Genomic DNA, 14745 nt, shown 5'->3' on the forward strand with positions numbered 1-14745 from the left:
CGCGGCCCTAGCCCGGCATGATCATCACCTTCGCGGACGCAGTCGCATCCGCGGCGGTGCGCAACGCCGCGTCGATCTCGTCGAGTGCGAAACGGTGGCTGATCATTGCCGCCGCCTCGGCTGTTCGGGACGCGAGCCAGGCCACGGCGTCCGGGAATTCACGCGGATAACACATCGTGCCGATCAGTTCGATTTCCTTCACCTGAAGCAACGTAAAGTCGAACAACATCGGCTCCTTGTACACGCTGGCCACGGTGATTCTTGCGGTATCCCTCGCGTGCGCGACCGCGTCCTGAAGTACGGACGGCACGCCGGTATTTTCAAAAATCAGTTGGGTGGCGGCTGCGCGGGTTCCGAAGAACGTCGGGACGCTGCCGTGCACACGTGCGAGCGTTTCCCACACATCGTCGCGCGCGGGATTGATGACGAGATCCGCTCCGAGCGTCGCCGCAATCGCGAGACGCCGTTCAGACATGTCCGCCACCGCCACGTGCTTGACGCCACGCTGCTTGAGCATGGCGACGATGCCCAGTCCGATCGCCCCCGCGCCAAGCACGAGCGCTGTCTCGCCTTCGACCGCGCGGGACCGGTTGACCGCATGCAGCGAGACGGCCAGCGGTTCAGCCAGCGCCGCGACGTCCATAGGCACGTGCGCGGCGACTTCGTGAAGAATCGGCGCGCGGTTGACGTCGCGTACGCGAATGGTGCGCGCAAATGCACCGTCGTCGCTGCCGCAGCCGATCATCGCGCCGTTCGCCATCGGATTGACGACGACGCGCATGCCGGGCGCGTACCGCTCGACGCGCGGACCCACTGCGCTGATCACGCCGGAAAACTCGTGCCCCATCGCCATCGGTTCGCGATCGGGACGAATCCCGCCGTTGCGATGAAAGCCGAGATCGCTGCCGCAAATGCCGCACGCCGCCACCTCGATCAGCACGTCTTCGTCGTGCATCGCCGGAAACGGCACCTCGTCGATTCGCATATCGCCGGGACCGTGCAGCCGCGCTTGCCGTATCGTGTTCGCCATCGTTCTACCTTGTAGTTGAGCGGGACCGCCCGTCATGCGACTGCTTCGTAAGTCGTGACCGGATTGCTGCCGTCCCACGCACGCGCCGCCGCGATGCCGCTGCGGATCAGTTCGCGCATCCCGGCGCCCTCGATCACTTCGTAAAGCACGCCCGGCTCATGGTCGTGCGCGAGGTACGCCACTCGCGTTGCCGGGTTCTCGGCCTCGAACACGACCGTCAACCCATTGGAGGTCAGGCGGGCAACGGCAGCATCGATATCGTCGACGACCCACGCAATGTGATGCATGCCAAGCACGGGTCGACCGTCCGCTTGGCGATAAGGCGACGGGGCGTCGTTCGTCGCCTTGATCAACTCGATCTGCGTATCGCCCTGGTAGCCGAGTGCGACATCCATCGTCACCGTGACCGGCTTGCCGCGATATCGGCCCTCCAGGCTAACGCCGCGAAACACGGTCCACGGTCCGACGCCGGTATGTGCAACCCAGCGGCTGATGCTCTGGTCCAGATCGTCGACGAGATAGCCGATCTGGTCGATGGTGCCGAACGTCTGTGTATTCATAAGGCTTCCTCAGTGATATAGACGGGCCGGCTGCTCAGGCCGATCACGCCGTGTCCTGCAAGCCGACGGTTTCCGTCTCGGCGCAAGCGGCCGCAATGTGATTGGCCGCGACGAAGCCAAACGTCATGGCCGGTCCAATGGTCGATCCGGGTCCCGGATAGGTCTTGCCCATCACCGCCGCCGACGTGTTGCCGATCGCGTAGAGCCCCTCGATCACGGACTCATCGGGACGCAGCACGCGGGCGTGGGCATCGGTGCGCAGCCCGCCTTTCGTGCCGATCTCGCCGGGGTCGAGGCGCAACGCATAGAACGGCGCGCGCTCGATCGGCCCGAGACAGGGATTGGGCTTCGACGACGAATCGCCGTAATAACGGTCGAAGACGTTGCCCCCTTTTCCGAATTCGGGATCGACGCCGGCGGCGGCATAGCCGTTCATCTGCGCGACGGTGCGCGCAAGGCCGTCGGCATCGACGCCGATCTTCGCGGCCAATTCGGCCAGCGTTGGCGCGCGATAAATGACGGTGTCGAGCCAGCCGTCCGGAATCTTGCTGTCGGGCTGCACGCTGCCGGGCAGCAGCACGCCGCACGGGTAACGCTTGCGGTACTCGGCGTCGAAGATCATCCACGCAGGCACGTTCGCCTTCGTCTGGGCATGGTCTGCGTACATGGCGTGGATCACGTCCGGATAGGGCGCCGATTCATTGACGAAGCGCCGCCCGAGACCGTTGACCATCACGCAGCGCGGCGCCGAGCGCTCGACGAACAGTCCCCGCTGCTTCTCTTCGCCAGGCACATGCACTGTCGGCACACCCCACACGAAATCCATCAGCGCGACGCCGGCGCCCAGCGCCAGTCCTGCGCGAATGCCATCGCCCGTGTTGATCGGCGGCGCGGCGCTCCACTCGGCGCGCGTGGGCTTGGGCAGATACTGTTCGCGCATCGCCTGATTCGCTTCAAAGCCGCCGCATGCGAGCACCACGGCGCGCCTCGCACGAATCCCGAACGGGCGGCCGGCGCGCTCCACCATCAGCCCGTCCACGCGCGCGCCATCGGTATGCAGCGAGTGCATCGGCGTGTCGAGCCAAAGTTCGATGCCGCGCTGCGCAAGCGCTGCTCGCAGACTCGCAATAAGCGCATTGCCGAGCGTCAGCCGGCGGTCGCGCGAGGTTCGCCTGCGCCACGAAAAATCGGTCGCGTAGCGCAGCATCAGGCGTGCGGTGAGCCGCAGCCACCCGCGCTGTTTGGTCAGGATGGTGTGCGCTTCGATCTGCGTCATCGCAATGCGGCCGCCAATCAGCGTGGCCGGCGACGGTGCCCGCAGTTCGTCGAAATGCGCGCCAAGACGCGAAGCGTCGAACGCCGCCGGTTCCATCGTCCGATAGCCGGGCTTGCCGCCCTTGCGGTCCGGATAGTAGTCGGGGTAGCGCGGCACCGCATGAAAATGGGTCTGCGCGTGCTGCGCGAGCCAGGCGACCATTCTCGGACCGTTCTCGAGATACGCATCGATCCGTTGAGGATCGAAATCCTCGCCGACGACATCGCGCAGATACGTAATTGCTTCGTCATACGAATCATTTCCACCGAGCCCGGCGATCTGGTCGTTGCACGGAATCCAGATGCCGCCTCCGGACACGGCTGACGTGCCGCCGTACACGCTGCTCTTCTCCACGATCAGGACCGACAGGCCCTGATCGAACGCGCGCAGCGCCGCCGTCATCGCGCCGGCGCCGGAGCCGACCACCACCACGTCGTACGTGGCGTCCCAGGCAGGTACGTGTCGATCCGTCATTGATTGTCTCCTCCGGTCAGGTGTGGAACGCTGCGGGGTTCCCGTACCTGCTATGTCACATTAATGTAGATTTGAGACAAATAATGTCACAAATTTAATTTTTGTGCCAACGTGTGCGAAAATCGATGGCAGTGGAATGCGGTCGTTGGGACGGAACGCGCCGCGGCATGGGGGAGAAATATGGATCGGCAACTGCGCTGGGGCGACGCCAGCAGAATGGACAGCGTCAATGACGGGCGCAGCGCGATCCTGCGCGCGGCGCTCGACGCGATGATCGAGCACGGGATCGACGGCCTGTCGATCGACGACGTCGCGCGTCGCGCCAACATTTCACGGCGGACGCTGTACCGGTATTTCGGCACCAAAAAAGAGCTGATCCAGGGCGTGATCAGCGTCGAGAACGCCGCGTTCTTCGAGGTCATGCAAAGCCGCCTTGCCGGGTTCGAGCACGACTTCGAGGCCTACTGCGAGGAATGCGTGTGTTTCGCGGTACGTTACCGGGATCGCCATCACGGCGGCTTTCACCACAACTACCTGGCCACGGGCTTATCGACTGAGGTGTTCGGCTACATCATCGAGAACATCGCGCCAATGTGGCGGCGTGTGCTCGAGAAACCGTATGGCCACTACGCCGCCGCGCGCGGCCCGCGGGTCCCCGCGCTCGACGACGTCATCGCTCTCGTCAGCCGCATTGGACTCGCGTACTGCCTCGTGCCCGTGGACGAGCAGGCCATGCGCGCGCAGATGCGGATTCTCTGGACGTTCAGTCGCGAAGTTTGAGCACGTCCCAAAGGTGCGCGGTGCAAATGCGCATATTGCTTCGTCATCCCTATCGTTATGATGGAGGTTCATTCCCTGCGTGACCCGGGAAGCGTGGCAGCACGCTATTCCTCGGAACTAAACACGTCATGAACTCCACCACCGCGCGCAAACGCCCAGGCCTTCGGCAGCGCGTGCCCGGCGCGAGCGGCACCATCGCCATTGCGCAACTGTTCGGCACCTCGCTGTGGTTCAGCGCGAACAGCACGGCCGCCGACCTGATGCGCGTCTGGCACGCCACGGCTGCGGACATCGGCTGGCTCACCAGCGCCGTGCAGATGGGCTTCATTCTCGGCACGCTCTATATCTCGTCGAGCGGCATGGCGGACCGCTACGCCGCAAGCCGGATTTTCGTGTTGAGCGCAGTGGCGGGCGCGCTCTTCAACCTGGGTTTCGCGTGGCTCGCGAGTGGCCTCGTCAGCGGCGCCGTGCTGCGCTTTTGCGTGGGCGTGTGTCTAGCCGGCATCTATCCGATGGGGATGAAGCTGATCGTCGGCTGGGCGCCCGAGCGAACCGGTCAGGCGCTCGCGCAACTCGTCGCCATGCTCACGCTCGGCACCGCGCTGCCGCACGCGATGCGTCTCGTTGGCATGGGCTTTCCGTGGCAACTCGTGATTACCGCCTCGTCGGTGCTCGCGCTGCTTGGGGCGGTGCTCGTCGGCGCACTCGGCGACGGGCCGCACGCTCGCACGGCACGCTCTCCGGCCGGCGGCGCACAGGCAACGGCAAGCACTTGGGCGACATTCCGCATTCGCGCATTTCGCGCGGCGGCCTTCGGCTACTTCGGCCATATGTGGGAGCTCTACGCGTTCTGGACCACGGTGCCGCTGCTGATCTCGCGCACCGCGCTCCTGAGTGCTTTTCCGCGCATGGGCGTGTCGGGTCTTGCGTTCTGCTTCATCGGCGTGGGCGCGCTCGGTTCGCTGATCGGCGGTGCGTTGTCGCAACGCATCGGCAGCGCCAGGGTCGCGTTGGGCGCGCTCGCAATGTCGGGTCTGTGCGCACTGACCTTCTCCATCGCGTGGCGGCAGCTTTCGCCCCCGGCGCTCGCGGTGTTGCTGCTGCTGTGGGGCGCGTCCGTGATCGCCGACTCGCCGCAATTCTCGGCGCTCACGGCAAAAGCGTGCCCTCCCGGCGGCGTAGGGGGCGCGCTGGCCATCCAGAACTCCATCGGCTTTGCGATCACGGTGGTCTCGATCGCCGCCACCACCGCGCTATTCGGCTATATCGGCGTGGATGCAACCTGGCTGCTCGTGCCGGGTCCGCTACTGGGCCTGACCGGCTATGCCGCGACGATGCGCGGCGCCGCCGCCAGCGGGCTGCCGAAAACATAGGCCAGCACTGTAGCGGGGCCGGCTTGCGCAATCGTGTGTCCAGATCCCGCCAATAGACCGGCGCCGATGCTTCCGCCAATCGAGCGCATCACCCCATGCCGCTGTTTCCGCTCGATGGATGCGAACGCAACGAATCGCCCTATCGACTTCAAGCCTTTCCGATCGCATCCATCATCCGGGGCCCCAAAGCGCCCGACATAGAACGGTTTCGACCGCCCGCCTACCGATCGCGACAGGTTTCTTCCTCATCCAGTGCCGCAATCTGCGCACGAGTCCAACCACCACAAAGATAAGGGTAAACCCCTGCAAAAAGCCGACCGCCAGCCATGCGGCCGCGCCGGTTCGTCGCGTGTAAACCCTTATTTTTATGATGTCTACTTCAAACCTATACTGCGTCTACAATTTGTAGACAATGAAGATGAACATTTGAAGACATTGCCGGCGCGCTAACGCACGGCATTGGCGCGCCTTCCCACCGAAGGCGCTACGCGAGTCAAACGCGATATTGGAATCAGCCATGCAAACAGTTACCTCGCTCCCCGCCGACGACAAAATGTGCGGCTGGTATCACACGAGTCGGTCGCGCACCCCCAAGGCGGCTCACACGGGGGAATCGAAGGCTCGCTGGGCGGTCATTGGCGCCGGCTTCACCGGCCTTGCCGCCGCACGGCAGCTGGCCCTGAATTTCCCCGACGACGAGGTCGTGCTCATCGAAGCGCAGGAAGTCGGCTTCGGCACATCGGGACGCAACGCGGGGTTTGCGATCGATCTGCCGCACGACATCGGCGCGGACGACTACATCGGCGATATCGCGACCGCCAAGACCACGCTCAAGCTCAACCTGCTAGGGCAGACGATCCTGCGCGAACTCGTTGCGGCGCACGGCATCGACTGCCATATGAATGCGTCCGGCAAATATCAAGCAGCGGTGGGAGAGCGCGGCGTGGCCGTGCTCGAGGCGTATCGGCGCGGGCTCGACAAACTGGGCCAGTCCTATGAAGTGATCGACGGCAAGGCGCTGCCCAAGCACATCGGCACGTCGTTCTATCGCCAGGCGCTGTTCACGCCCGGCACGGTGCTCGTGCAGCCTTCGGCGCTCGTCAAGGGGCTCGCCGACTGCCTGCCGCCCAATGTCACGCTGTACGAGCACACGCCCGTGACCGAAGTGGAATACGGCGACAAGATCGTGCTGGCTCATCGCAACGGCCGCATCACCGCCGACAAGCTGGTGCTGGCAAACAACGCGTTCGGCATGCGCTTCGGTTTTCTCGAGCGCACGATGCTGCCCGTGTTTCTCTATGCGAGCCTGACGCGGCCGCTCACCCCCGCGGAGCAGGCGGAACTGGGCGGCAAGCCGTTCTGGGGCGTCATTCCCGCCGACCCGTTCGGCAGCACGCTGCGCCGCACGCACGATAACCGCATCCTGGTGCGCAACAGCTTTTCGTTCAATCCCGACGGCCGCCCCAAGGAGCACTACCTCCCTCGCTTCGCGCAGCGGCATCGTCTGTCGTTCGAGCGGCGCTTCCCGATGCTCCCCAAGGTCGATTTCGAATACACGTGGAGCGGTTCGCTCGCGCTCTCGCAAAACCACAAGGGATTTTTCGGACAACTCGCGCCGAACGTCTATGGCGCGCTGTGCTGCAACGGCCTCGGCATCACGCGCGGCACGGTAACGGGCACGCTGCTCGCCGACTGGCTCGCGGGCAAGCCGAACCCATTGATCGATTTCCTGCTTGAGACGTCGGGGCCGAACAAGGCGCCACCCGAGCCGTTCCTCTCGCTCGGCGTCAACGCGACCCTCTGGTGGGGACAACGCAAGGCAGGGCTCGAAAGCTGAGTGCACGGCGCCGCCGGAGCGACTGTGTGCGCAAGGGCGAGCACGATGGACAACGATAAATCGGCAGTTTTTCACACAGACCGATTCCCCCCTTTAAACGAAGTACAGGACGCAGCAGCCATGGCTCACGCCAGGAAATCTTGCGTCCAATTTCATGGAAGGAGACTGGCAATGTCGAATCATCACGTGTCCATCGAGGACGTTCCTCTCAATGGATTCCATCAGTTGCTCACCATCCGCTCGAGCGGGGGCTGGCTCATGGATGGATATGTCCTGAGCATCATCGGCGTTGCCATGGTGCAGTTTTCCGCGGCGCTCGGCCTGACCAGTTTCTGGGAAGGCATGGTGGCCGCATCGGCGCTCATCGGCATCTTCGTCGGCGGCTTCGCGGGCGGCTGGCTGTCCGATCGGCTCGGGCGACAGAAGCCTTATTTCTTCGGGCCCGTCATCTTCTTCGTCTGCTCGCTCGCGCAGCTCTGGGTGCAGTCCGGCGAGGCGCTGTTCTGGCTGCGATTTCTGATCGGCATCGGCGTGGGCATCGAATATCCCGTCGCCGGTTCGTTGCTGGTCGAATTCATGCCGCGCAAATACCGTGGCCCCCGCCTGGCCATGCTGACGATTATCTGGTTCCTCGGTGCGGCGCTCGCTTATATCGTCGGCAATCTGCTTCTCAGCACCGGCGCACCCGATGCGTGGCGCTGGGTGTTGGCCAGCCCGGCAGTGATCGGCATCGTATTGTTCCTCGTGCGCATCGGCACGCCTGAATCGCCGCGCTGGTTGCTCAGCAAGGGCCGCAGTGCAGAGGCCGAAGCGGTCATCAAGAAAGTCTACGGTCCGTCGTTCTCGCTAAAGAATCTGCCGGAAGAAAAGACCGAGAAGAAGATCTCGCTGTGGGCCCTGCTCCACTCCGGTTATGGCAAGCGCATGTTGTTCGTTTCGCTGTTCTGGAGCTGCTCGGTGATTCCCGTGTTCGCGGTCTACTCGTTCGCGCCGCGCGTGCTCGAAGCGCTCAATCTGACCGGCAAATGGGAGTCGTTCGGTTCGGTCGCGATCACCCTGCTGTTCGTGGTCGGCTGCATCATCGCCACACGCATCATCAACGTGCTCGGCCGCCGCGCGATGGTGATTCACAGCTTCCTGTGGTCCGCACTGGCGCTGCTGGCGCTGGGCGCATGCTCGAACGGCTCCGCGTGGCTCATTCTGGTTCTGTTCGGAGCGTATGCAGTGCTCATTGGCGGCGCGCAGGTGCTGCAGCTCGTGTACCCGAACGAGATTTTCCCGACCGAGGTCCGCGCCTTCGCAGTGGGCATGGGCGCTTCGCTCTCGCGCATCGGCGCGGCCATCGGGACCTGGGCGGTACCTATCGCCCTCAATAGCATCGGTATCGGCAACACCATGTACGCAGCGGCAGCGGTTTCGTTCGTCGGTCTGGCCGCGTCGATTCTCCTCGCGCCCGAAACGCGCTCGCTCAGCTTGCAGGAAGCCGCTTCGCTGAATCACTGACCATCGCGTCAACACACACATTCCTACCGTTAAGGAAACGACATCATGAAATTCGAAGGCATCTACACTCCCGCCATCACGCCGCTCGATCAAGCCGGCGAGATCGACAAAAAAGCCTTTGCAGAAGTGCTCGAATCGCTGATTGACGCCGGCGTGCACGGCATCATCATCGGCGGCTCGACGGGCGAATACTATGCGCACACCGCACAGGAGCGCTTCGATCTCGGCAGCCTGGCCAAGGAAGTCATCGGCTCGCGCGTGCCGCTGATCATCGGCACCGGCGCCGTGCGCACCGAAGATTCCGTCGAATATGCGAAGGCCGCGAAGGCCATCCACGCGGATGCGATTCTGGTCGGCTCGCCGCCCTACGCACTGCCGACGGAGCAGGAAAACGCCGAACACGCGCTCGCGATCGATCGCGCGGCGGACCTGCCGATCATGCTCTACAACTATCCCGGCCGGATGAGCATCTCGATGGGCCGCGAGTATTTCCGCACCGTGTGCGCGGCGTCGAAGAATTTCGTCGCGATCAAGGAAAGCTCGGGGCAGACGAGCCAACTGCATATGCTGGCGCGCGAATTCCCGAACCTCAGCGTGTCGTGCGGCTGGGACGACCAGGCGCTGGAATTTTTCGCGTGGGGCGCGCGTAGCTGGGTTTGCGCCGGTTCGAACTTCCTGCCGCGCGAGCACATCGCGCTGTACCAGGCCTGCGCGGTGGAAAAGGATTTCGACAAGGGCCGCCGCATCATGTCCGCCATGTTGCCGCTGATGGACTTCCTGGAAGCAGGCAAGTTCGTGCAGTCCATCAAGTACGGCTGCGAAATCGCGGGTCTGCGTAGTGGCGGCGTGCGCGCACCGCTCAAAGCGCTGAACGAGGAAGAAAAGCAGCAGCTGCAAGCCGTCGTCGCCGAACTCAAGCGCGAAGTCGCAGCCGCTGTCGGAGGTCAAGCCTGATGACGAGTCTGCTCAACGCAGCGGAATACGCCGCGCTAGCTGCGCGGCTTCAGTTCCCGAACCAGGCGTTCATCGACGGCGCATTCCAGCCTTCGAGTTCCGGCGCGACGTTCCAGACCACTAACCCGGCCACCGACGCGGTCCTGGCGGATATCGCCGCATGCAACGCTGCCGACGTCGATCTCGCGGTCGCGAAGGCCAAGGCGGCGTTCAAGGACGGCCGCTGGCGCAACCTGCCGCCTTCGCAGCGCAAGACGATCCTGCTCCGGTTCGCGGATCTGCTCGAGCAACACGCGCACGAGCTCGCGACGATGGAGAGCCTCGACAGCGGCAAACCGATTCGCGAATGCCAGAACACCGACGTTCCCGAGACGATTCACACAATCCGTTGGCATGCCGAATTAATCGACAAGATCTACGACTCCACCGCTCCGTCAGGCGCTGGCGCGCTTTCGCTGGTCGTGCGCGAACCAATCGGCGTGGTCGGCCTCGTGCTGCCCTGGAATTTCCCGCTGCTGATGCTCGCGTGGAAAATCGGTCCGTCGCTCGCGGCGGGCTGCTCGATCGTCGTGAAGCCCGCCAAGGAAACTACGCTAACGGCGCTGCGCGTGGCCGCGCTCGCGCACGAAGCGGGCGTGCCGGCCGGCGTCTTCAATGTCCTGCCCGGCGGCGGCAAAGAAGTGGGCGAGCCGCTGGGGCGGCACCCCGATGTCGATATGGTCAGCTTCACCGGCTCCACCGAGACCGGCCGGCGCTTCCTGCACTATGCGGCCGAGTCCAATCTCAAGCGCATCGTGCTCGAGTGCGGCGGCAAGAATCCCGCGGTGGTGCTGCGCGATGCGGACGACCTGGACGCAGTCGCGCAGCACGTGGTCAACGGCGCGTTCTGGAACATGGGCGAAAACTGCTCGGCGTCGTCGCGCCTCATCGTCGATGCCGACATCAAGGACAAACTCCTCGAACGCATCGGTGTTCACATGCGTGAATGGAAGATGGGCAATCCGCTCGATCCGGAACACCGAATCGGCGCCATGGTCAGCAAAGCCCATTTCGAAAAGGTCCGCTCGTATCTCGACCACGCCCACGCAGAGCAATTGCACGTAGCGTTCGGCGGCGACACGGAGCACGGCATTTTCGTCGAACCGACCGTGGTCGACGGCGTCGGGCAGAACAGTCGCCTGTTCCGGGAAGAGATCTTCGGCCCGGTGCTTGCCGTGACGACGTTCGACGACATCGATGAAGCCATCGAACTGGCCAACGACTCGGTCTATGGTCTCGCCGCGTCGGTCTACACCAGCAACCTGAACCACGCGATCCGCCTGTCGCGCGAAATTCGCGCGGGCGTCGTGACCGTCAACTGCTTCGGCGAAGGCGATGTCACGACACCGTTCGGCGGCTACAAGGAATCGGGGTTTGGCGGGCGCGACAAGTCCATCTGGGCGCACGACCAGTACACCGAGATCAAGACCATCTGGATCGACGTGCCCGCGGCAAACGCATAGGGTCAGCGAGTATGAAAAGCAAGGACACGGCCACACTGATAGGGCTCGTCGCGATTATGTTGTGGGCGTCGGTCGTCGCCCTGATTCGGGGTGTCAGCGAAAGCCTCGGCGTCACCGGAGGCGCCGCCATGATGTACACGATCGCCTCGGTCTTTCTCGCAGTGACCGTCGGCTTCCCCAATCTCAGGCAATTTCCGCGCAATTACCTGATCTGGGGAAGCACGCTATTCGTGGCCTATGAGTTATGCCTGTCACTGTCGATCGGTTACGCCGACAACGGCAGGCAAGCCATTGAAGTCGGCATGATCAATTATCTGTGGCCGACTTTCACGATGGTGTCGGCGATCGTGTTCAACAAGCAGCGGGCCACCCTGCTCGTCGTGCCGGGTTTTGTGCTGTCAATGGCAGGGATAGGCTGGGTGCTCGGCGGCGACCAGGGCATCGACCTGTCCGGCATGCTGGGGAACGTCAGGGACAACCCGCTGAGCTACGGCCTGGCGTTTTGCGGCGCATTGATCTGGGCGGCCTATTGCACGGTGACCGCACGCATGGCGAACGGCAAGAACGGCGTCACGCCGTTCTTCATCCTGGTGTCCATCGTGCTTTGGGCCAAGTATGCGGTCGACGGCGTCAGCACCATAGCGATCGATGTGCACGCGATCGTCTATCTGCTTCTGGCCGCCGCTGCGATGGGCTTCGGCTACGCGGCATGGAACATCGGGATTCTGCACGGCCACGCCACCGTCCTGGCGGGCGCGTCGTATTTCATTCCCGTGCTCTCCGCGGCCCTCGCAGCGATGCTCCTGCACGCCCCGCTGCCCGACCCGTTCTGGCACGGCGCATTGATGGTTTGCGGCGGCTCGATGCTCTGCTGGCGCGCGACACGCCCGCGCCACGCGACATCGACATCGTGAAAATTGGGGCAGGTTGAGCCGTATGGCGATTTTCTGTTCGGCGATTTATAGTACACAAAAGGTAGACAGAGAATCCCGATGAAAACAAGCCCCGCCGAACCCCCAATCGATACGACCGTCCCCGGAGACCGCAAGGCGGTGCTGGCGGAAACGCTGCGCCGCCGCATCGTCAGCCTGGAATTGCCACCCGGCGCGGTAGTGGACGAACTCGCCCTATGCGACGAGTTCGGCCTCTCGCGGCCGCCCGTGCGCGAACTCATGCGCCAGATGGCCGCCGAAGGCTATATCGAACTCGAGGCCAACCGCGCGGCCCGGGTTTCGTCGATGAATTACCAGTCGCTGCGCAGCTTCTTTCTGGCCGCGCCGCTGATTTACGTCGCGACCACGCAACTCGCTGCGGCAAACGCCACCCCCGCGGACATCGCAAAGCTCAGGGAAATCCAGAAGCGGTTTCGGCAGGCAATCGAGGAACACGATGTGGAAAATCGGGTTTTCCACAACGACCAGTTCCATCTCGAGATCGGCAGGATGGCGCACAACGAATACCTGATGCCTAGCCTGCGCCGCCTTTTGATCGACCACGCACGGCTTGGCAAGACTTTCTACCGCTATCCCGCCACCGACAACATGCAGCACGAAATGAACCAGGCGGCGAATCAGCACGACGAAATCATCGACGCCATTGAACGCCGCGACACCGAGCGGGCCGCCGATCTCGTGAAGGCGCATTGGGAGCTTTCACGCCGTCATATGACGGACTATGCAATCCCCGAGGGACTCGAAGTGCCGCTGAGTTTGGCCTGATCCCATCAGTGCGGCTGACCCGCGGCTGAGCCTCGCTCAGCCGCGTTTGCATCGACGCGCGGTCTCCGAATCGCCGGCGCGCAAAGCACGGCACACGTGGTTGAGCCTGACTAGGGAACGAATGACACAATACCTCTCTAAAGCGCTGCGCCGCAGCTTCATTCATCAGGATAACGAATCATGACTGCTCGACTCGACGGCCGGCTCACCGGCAAAGTGGCCATCACCGGCGGCGGCGCGGGAGGATGCGGCGCGGCTGCATCGGAACTGTTCGCGCACAACATGGCGAATACGTGAGTGAGTAGCCGCACGATATTCGGTTCGGCGGATGACCAGGCAGGACGACCACGGCCCATTCGCTTCGGCATCGTCCTGCTGCCGAACTTCACCTTGACCGCCTTTTCGGGCTTCGTCGATCTGCTTCGTCTCGCCAGCGACGACGGCGATATGAGCCGCCCGGTCCGCTGCACGTGGACGATCCTCGCCGAATCGCGCGTTCCGGTTCGCGCAAGCTGCGGGATTCAGGTCACGCCGTGGGTGACGTTCGACGAGGCCGGCGCGTTCGACTACCTCGTGGTCGTGGGCGGGCTGCTCCATTCCGGGCCATCGGCCAGCGACGCGACGCTGCGCTTCATCCGCGCCATAGCGGCGAGCCCGGCGACCATCGTCGGCATCTGCACGGGCGCATTTGCGCTGGCCCGCGCCGGCGTGATGGACGGCTACCGCATTTGCGTGAGCTGGTTTCACTACTGGGATTTCGTCGAGCGCTTCCCCGCGCTTCCCGAATCGAGTCTGATCGCCGACCGGCTCTTCGTGATCGATCGCAGGCGCATTACCTGTTCGGGTGGACGGGCGTCCATCGACGTCGCCGCCGCCATCCTGCTAAGGCATCTGGATGCCGGCATCGTGCAGAAGGCGCAGCGCATTCTGATCGTCGACGACGCGCAGCGCGGCAACGCTCCCCAGCCCTACCCGCCTGGCCTCGACCCCGCTTCGCATCCCAAGGTGCGTCGCGCCATCCTCGTCATGGAACAGCACATCGGGAGCCCACTCGCGCTCACGGAACTCGCCCGGCGCGTGGACACTTCGGTGCGGCAACTCGAAAGACTGTTTATTGCCGAGATCGGCAAGTCGCCCAACGTGTACTGCCGCCAGATGCGCGTGCGCATGGCCGCCTGGATGCTGACCGGCTCCGACCGGACCGTTGCCGATATTGCCATGTCGTGTGGATTCTCCGACGCGTCGCATCTCGGCAGAGAGTTCCGCAAGGAATTCAACGAAGCGCCCAGTGCGTACCGCATCACGCGAGCGCATGCCCATCAGCCAGCCGAATTTAACGCATGACGCGGACTTGCGGCTCGCGTGTACCGCAAGTCCCGTCGCTTGTCGCAAACGTTCTATCGTGCCGATGCCGGGTGCGTTCAAATAGCCGCATTGTCAAACCACAACGGGAATGAATATGTTCAATCGCGCCACCTCAACCGTCGAGAATGTCGATCCCGAACTCTTCAAGGCGATCGAACTCGAGAACCGCCGCCAGGAAGAGCACATCGAGCTCATCGCGTCGGAGAACTACACGTCGCCGGCTGTGATGGCCGCGCAGGGTTCGCAGCTCACCAACAAGTACGCCGAAGGCTATCCCGGCAAGCGCTACTACGGCGGCTGCGAGTACGTGGATGTCGTCGAGCAGCTCGCGATC

At 63.6% G+C, this 14745-nt stretch carries 13 protein-coding genes and 1 pseudogene; 10 read left to right on the forward strand and 4 right to left on the reverse strand.

Annotated features, from left to right (window positions below; all coding sequences use genetic code 11):
- Positions 1–7: 7 nt before the first annotated feature.
- Genes HV773_RS12895 through HV773_RS12905 form a run of 3 tightly spaced genes read right to left on the reverse strand, consistent with a single transcriptional unit; the run spans position 8 to position 3379 of the window.
- Positions 8–1030, reverse strand: a complete 1023-nt coding sequence (locus HV773_RS12895; RefSeq protein WP_175195291.1) for a zinc-dependent alcohol dehydrogenase — start codon at positions 1028–1030, stop codon at positions 8–10.
- A gap of 32 nt (positions 1031–1062) precedes the next feature.
- A complete protein-coding gene (locus HV773_RS12900; RefSeq protein WP_129564069.1) occupies positions 1063–1590 on the reverse strand; it encodes a VOC family protein in 528 nt (175 codons plus the stop codon).
- A 43-nt stretch (positions 1591–1633) separates the two neighbouring features.
- Positions 1634–3379 (reverse strand): FAD-dependent oxidoreductase, encoded by a 1746-nt coding sequence (locus HV773_RS12905; protein ID WP_129564068.1) that lies wholly within the window; start codon positions 3377–3379, stop codon positions 1634–1636.
- A 180-nt stretch (positions 3380–3559) separates the two neighbouring features.
- On the opposite strand from HV773_RS12905, the gene HV773_RS12910 reads away from it, so the two are divergent.
- Together HV773_RS12910 and HV773_RS12915 are read left to right on the forward strand one after the other, a co-directional pair.
- Positions 3560–4159: a TetR/AcrR family transcriptional regulator gene (locus HV773_RS12910; protein WP_129564067.1), complete on the forward strand. Its 600-nt coding sequence runs from the start codon at positions 3560–3562 to the stop codon at positions 4157–4159.
- Between the two features lie 128 nt (positions 4160–4287).
- Positions 4288–5532 (forward strand): MFS transporter, encoded by a 1245-nt coding sequence (locus HV773_RS12915; RefSeq protein ID WP_129564066.1) that lies wholly within the window; start codon positions 4288–4290, stop codon positions 5530–5532.
- On the opposite strand, the gene HV773_RS12920 is transcribed toward HV773_RS12915, so the two are convergent.
- Positions 5481–5621: a hypothetical protein gene (locus HV773_RS12920; RefSeq protein WP_129564477.1), complete on the reverse strand. Its 141-nt coding sequence runs from the start codon at positions 5619–5621 to the stop codon at positions 5481–5483. The genes HV773_RS12915 and HV773_RS12920 overlap by 52 nt on opposite strands.
- Positions 5622–6049: 428 nt before the next feature.
- Here HV773_RS12920 and HV773_RS12925 point away from each other — a divergent pair, with 428 nt between their 5' ends.
- The 8 genes and pseudogenes from HV773_RS12925 to glyA form a co-directional block, all read left to right on the forward strand.
- The gene (locus tag HV773_RS12925) at positions 6050–7369 is read left to right on the forward strand and encodes an NAD(P)/FAD-dependent oxidoreductase (RefSeq protein ID WP_129564065.1); all 1320 of its coding nucleotides are present in this window, start codon (positions 6050–6052) and stop codon (positions 7367–7369) included.
- Between the two features lie 171 nt (positions 7370–7540).
- Entirely contained in the window at positions 7541–8872 is a 1332-nt protein-coding gene (locus HV773_RS12930) for an MFS transporter (protein ID WP_129564476.1), read from the forward strand.
- Between the two features lie 45 nt (positions 8873–8917).
- On the forward strand, positions 8918–9826 hold the full coding sequence (locus tag HV773_RS12935; RefSeq protein ID WP_129564064.1) for a dihydrodipicolinate synthase family protein: 909 nt from the start codon (positions 8918–8920) through the stop codon (positions 9824–9826).
- The gene (locus HV773_RS12940; RefSeq protein WP_129564063.1) at positions 9826–11328 is read left to right on the forward strand and encodes an aldehyde dehydrogenase; all 1503 of its coding nucleotides are present in this window, start codon (positions 9826–9828) and stop codon (positions 11326–11328) included. The genes HV773_RS12935 and HV773_RS12940 overlap by 1 nt, the downstream gene beginning before the upstream one ends.
- An 11-nt stretch (positions 11329–11339) precedes the next feature.
- A complete protein-coding gene (gene yddG / locus HV773_RS12945) occupies positions 11340–12242 on the forward strand; it encodes an aromatic amino acid DMT transporter YddG (protein ID WP_129564062.1) in 903 nt (300 codons plus the stop codon).
- A 78-nt stretch (positions 12243–12320) separates the two neighbouring features.
- Positions 12321–13046 carry a GntR family transcriptional regulator gene (locus HV773_RS12950; protein ID WP_129564061.1) on the forward strand — a complete coding sequence of 242 codons (726 nt, stop codon included), beginning with the start codon at positions 12321–12323 and terminating at the stop codon, positions 13044–13046.
- Positions 13047–13343: 297 nt separating this feature from the next.
- Positions 13344–14390 carry a GlxA family transcriptional regulator gene (locus HV773_RS12960; RefSeq protein ID WP_162497828.1) on the forward strand — a complete coding sequence of 349 codons (1047 nt, stop codon included), beginning with the start codon at positions 13344–13346 and terminating at the stop codon, positions 14388–14390.
- A 115-nt stretch (positions 14391–14505) separates the two neighbouring features.
- Positions 14506–14745, forward strand: a pseudogene (gene glyA, locus HV773_RS12965) (serine hydroxymethyltransferase); the annotation flags it as partial.

The organism is Paraburkholderia caffeinitolerans (assembly GCF_902859945.1).
In the GTDB taxonomy this organism is placed as follows: Bacteria; Pseudomonadota; Gammaproteobacteria; order Burkholderiales; family Burkholderiaceae; genus Paraburkholderia; species Paraburkholderia caffeinitolerans.

Coding starts and splice junctions, on each gene's coding strand:
- HV773_RS12940 (WP_129564063.1), top strand. CDS start 9,826: ATGACGAGTCTGCTCAACGCAGCGGAATACGCCGCGCTAGCTGCGCGG.
- HV773_RS12900 (WP_129564069.1), bottom strand. CDS start 1,590: ATGAATACACAGACGTTCGGCACCATCGACCAGATCGGCTATCTCGTC.
- HV773_RS12905 (WP_129564068.1), bottom strand. CDS start 3,379: ATGACGGATCGACACGTACCTGCCTGGGACGCCACGTACGACGTGGTG.
- yddG (WP_129564062.1), top strand. CDS start 11,340: ATGAAAAGCAAGGACACGGCCACACTGATAGGGCTCGTCGCGATTATG.
- HV773_RS12920 (WP_129564477.1), bottom strand. CDS start 5,621: ATGCGCTCGATTGGCGGAAGCATCGGCGCCGGTCTATTGGCGGGATCT.
- HV773_RS12925 (WP_129564065.1), top strand. CDS start 6,050: ATGCAAACAGTTACCTCGCTCCCCGCCGACGACAAAATGTGCGGCTGG.
- HV773_RS12950 (WP_129564061.1), top strand. CDS start 12,321: ATGAAAACAAGCCCCGCCGAACCCCCAATCGATACGACCGTCCCCGGA.
- HV773_RS12930 (WP_129564476.1), top strand. CDS start 7,541: ATGTCGAATCATCACGTGTCCATCGAGGACGTTCCTCTCAATGGATTC.
- HV773_RS12935 (WP_129564064.1), top strand. CDS start 8,918: ATGAAATTCGAAGGCATCTACACTCCCGCCATCACGCCGCTCGATCAA.
- HV773_RS12915 (WP_129564066.1), top strand. CDS start 4,288: ATGAACTCCACCACCGCGCGCAAACGCCCAGGCCTTCGGCAGCGCGTG.
- HV773_RS12895 (WP_175195291.1), bottom strand. CDS start 1,030: ATGGCGAACACGATACGGCAAGCGCGGCTGCACGGTCCCGGCGATATG.
- HV773_RS12910 (WP_129564067.1), top strand. CDS start 3,560: ATGGATCGGCAACTGCGCTGGGGCGACGCCAGCAGAATGGACAGCGTC.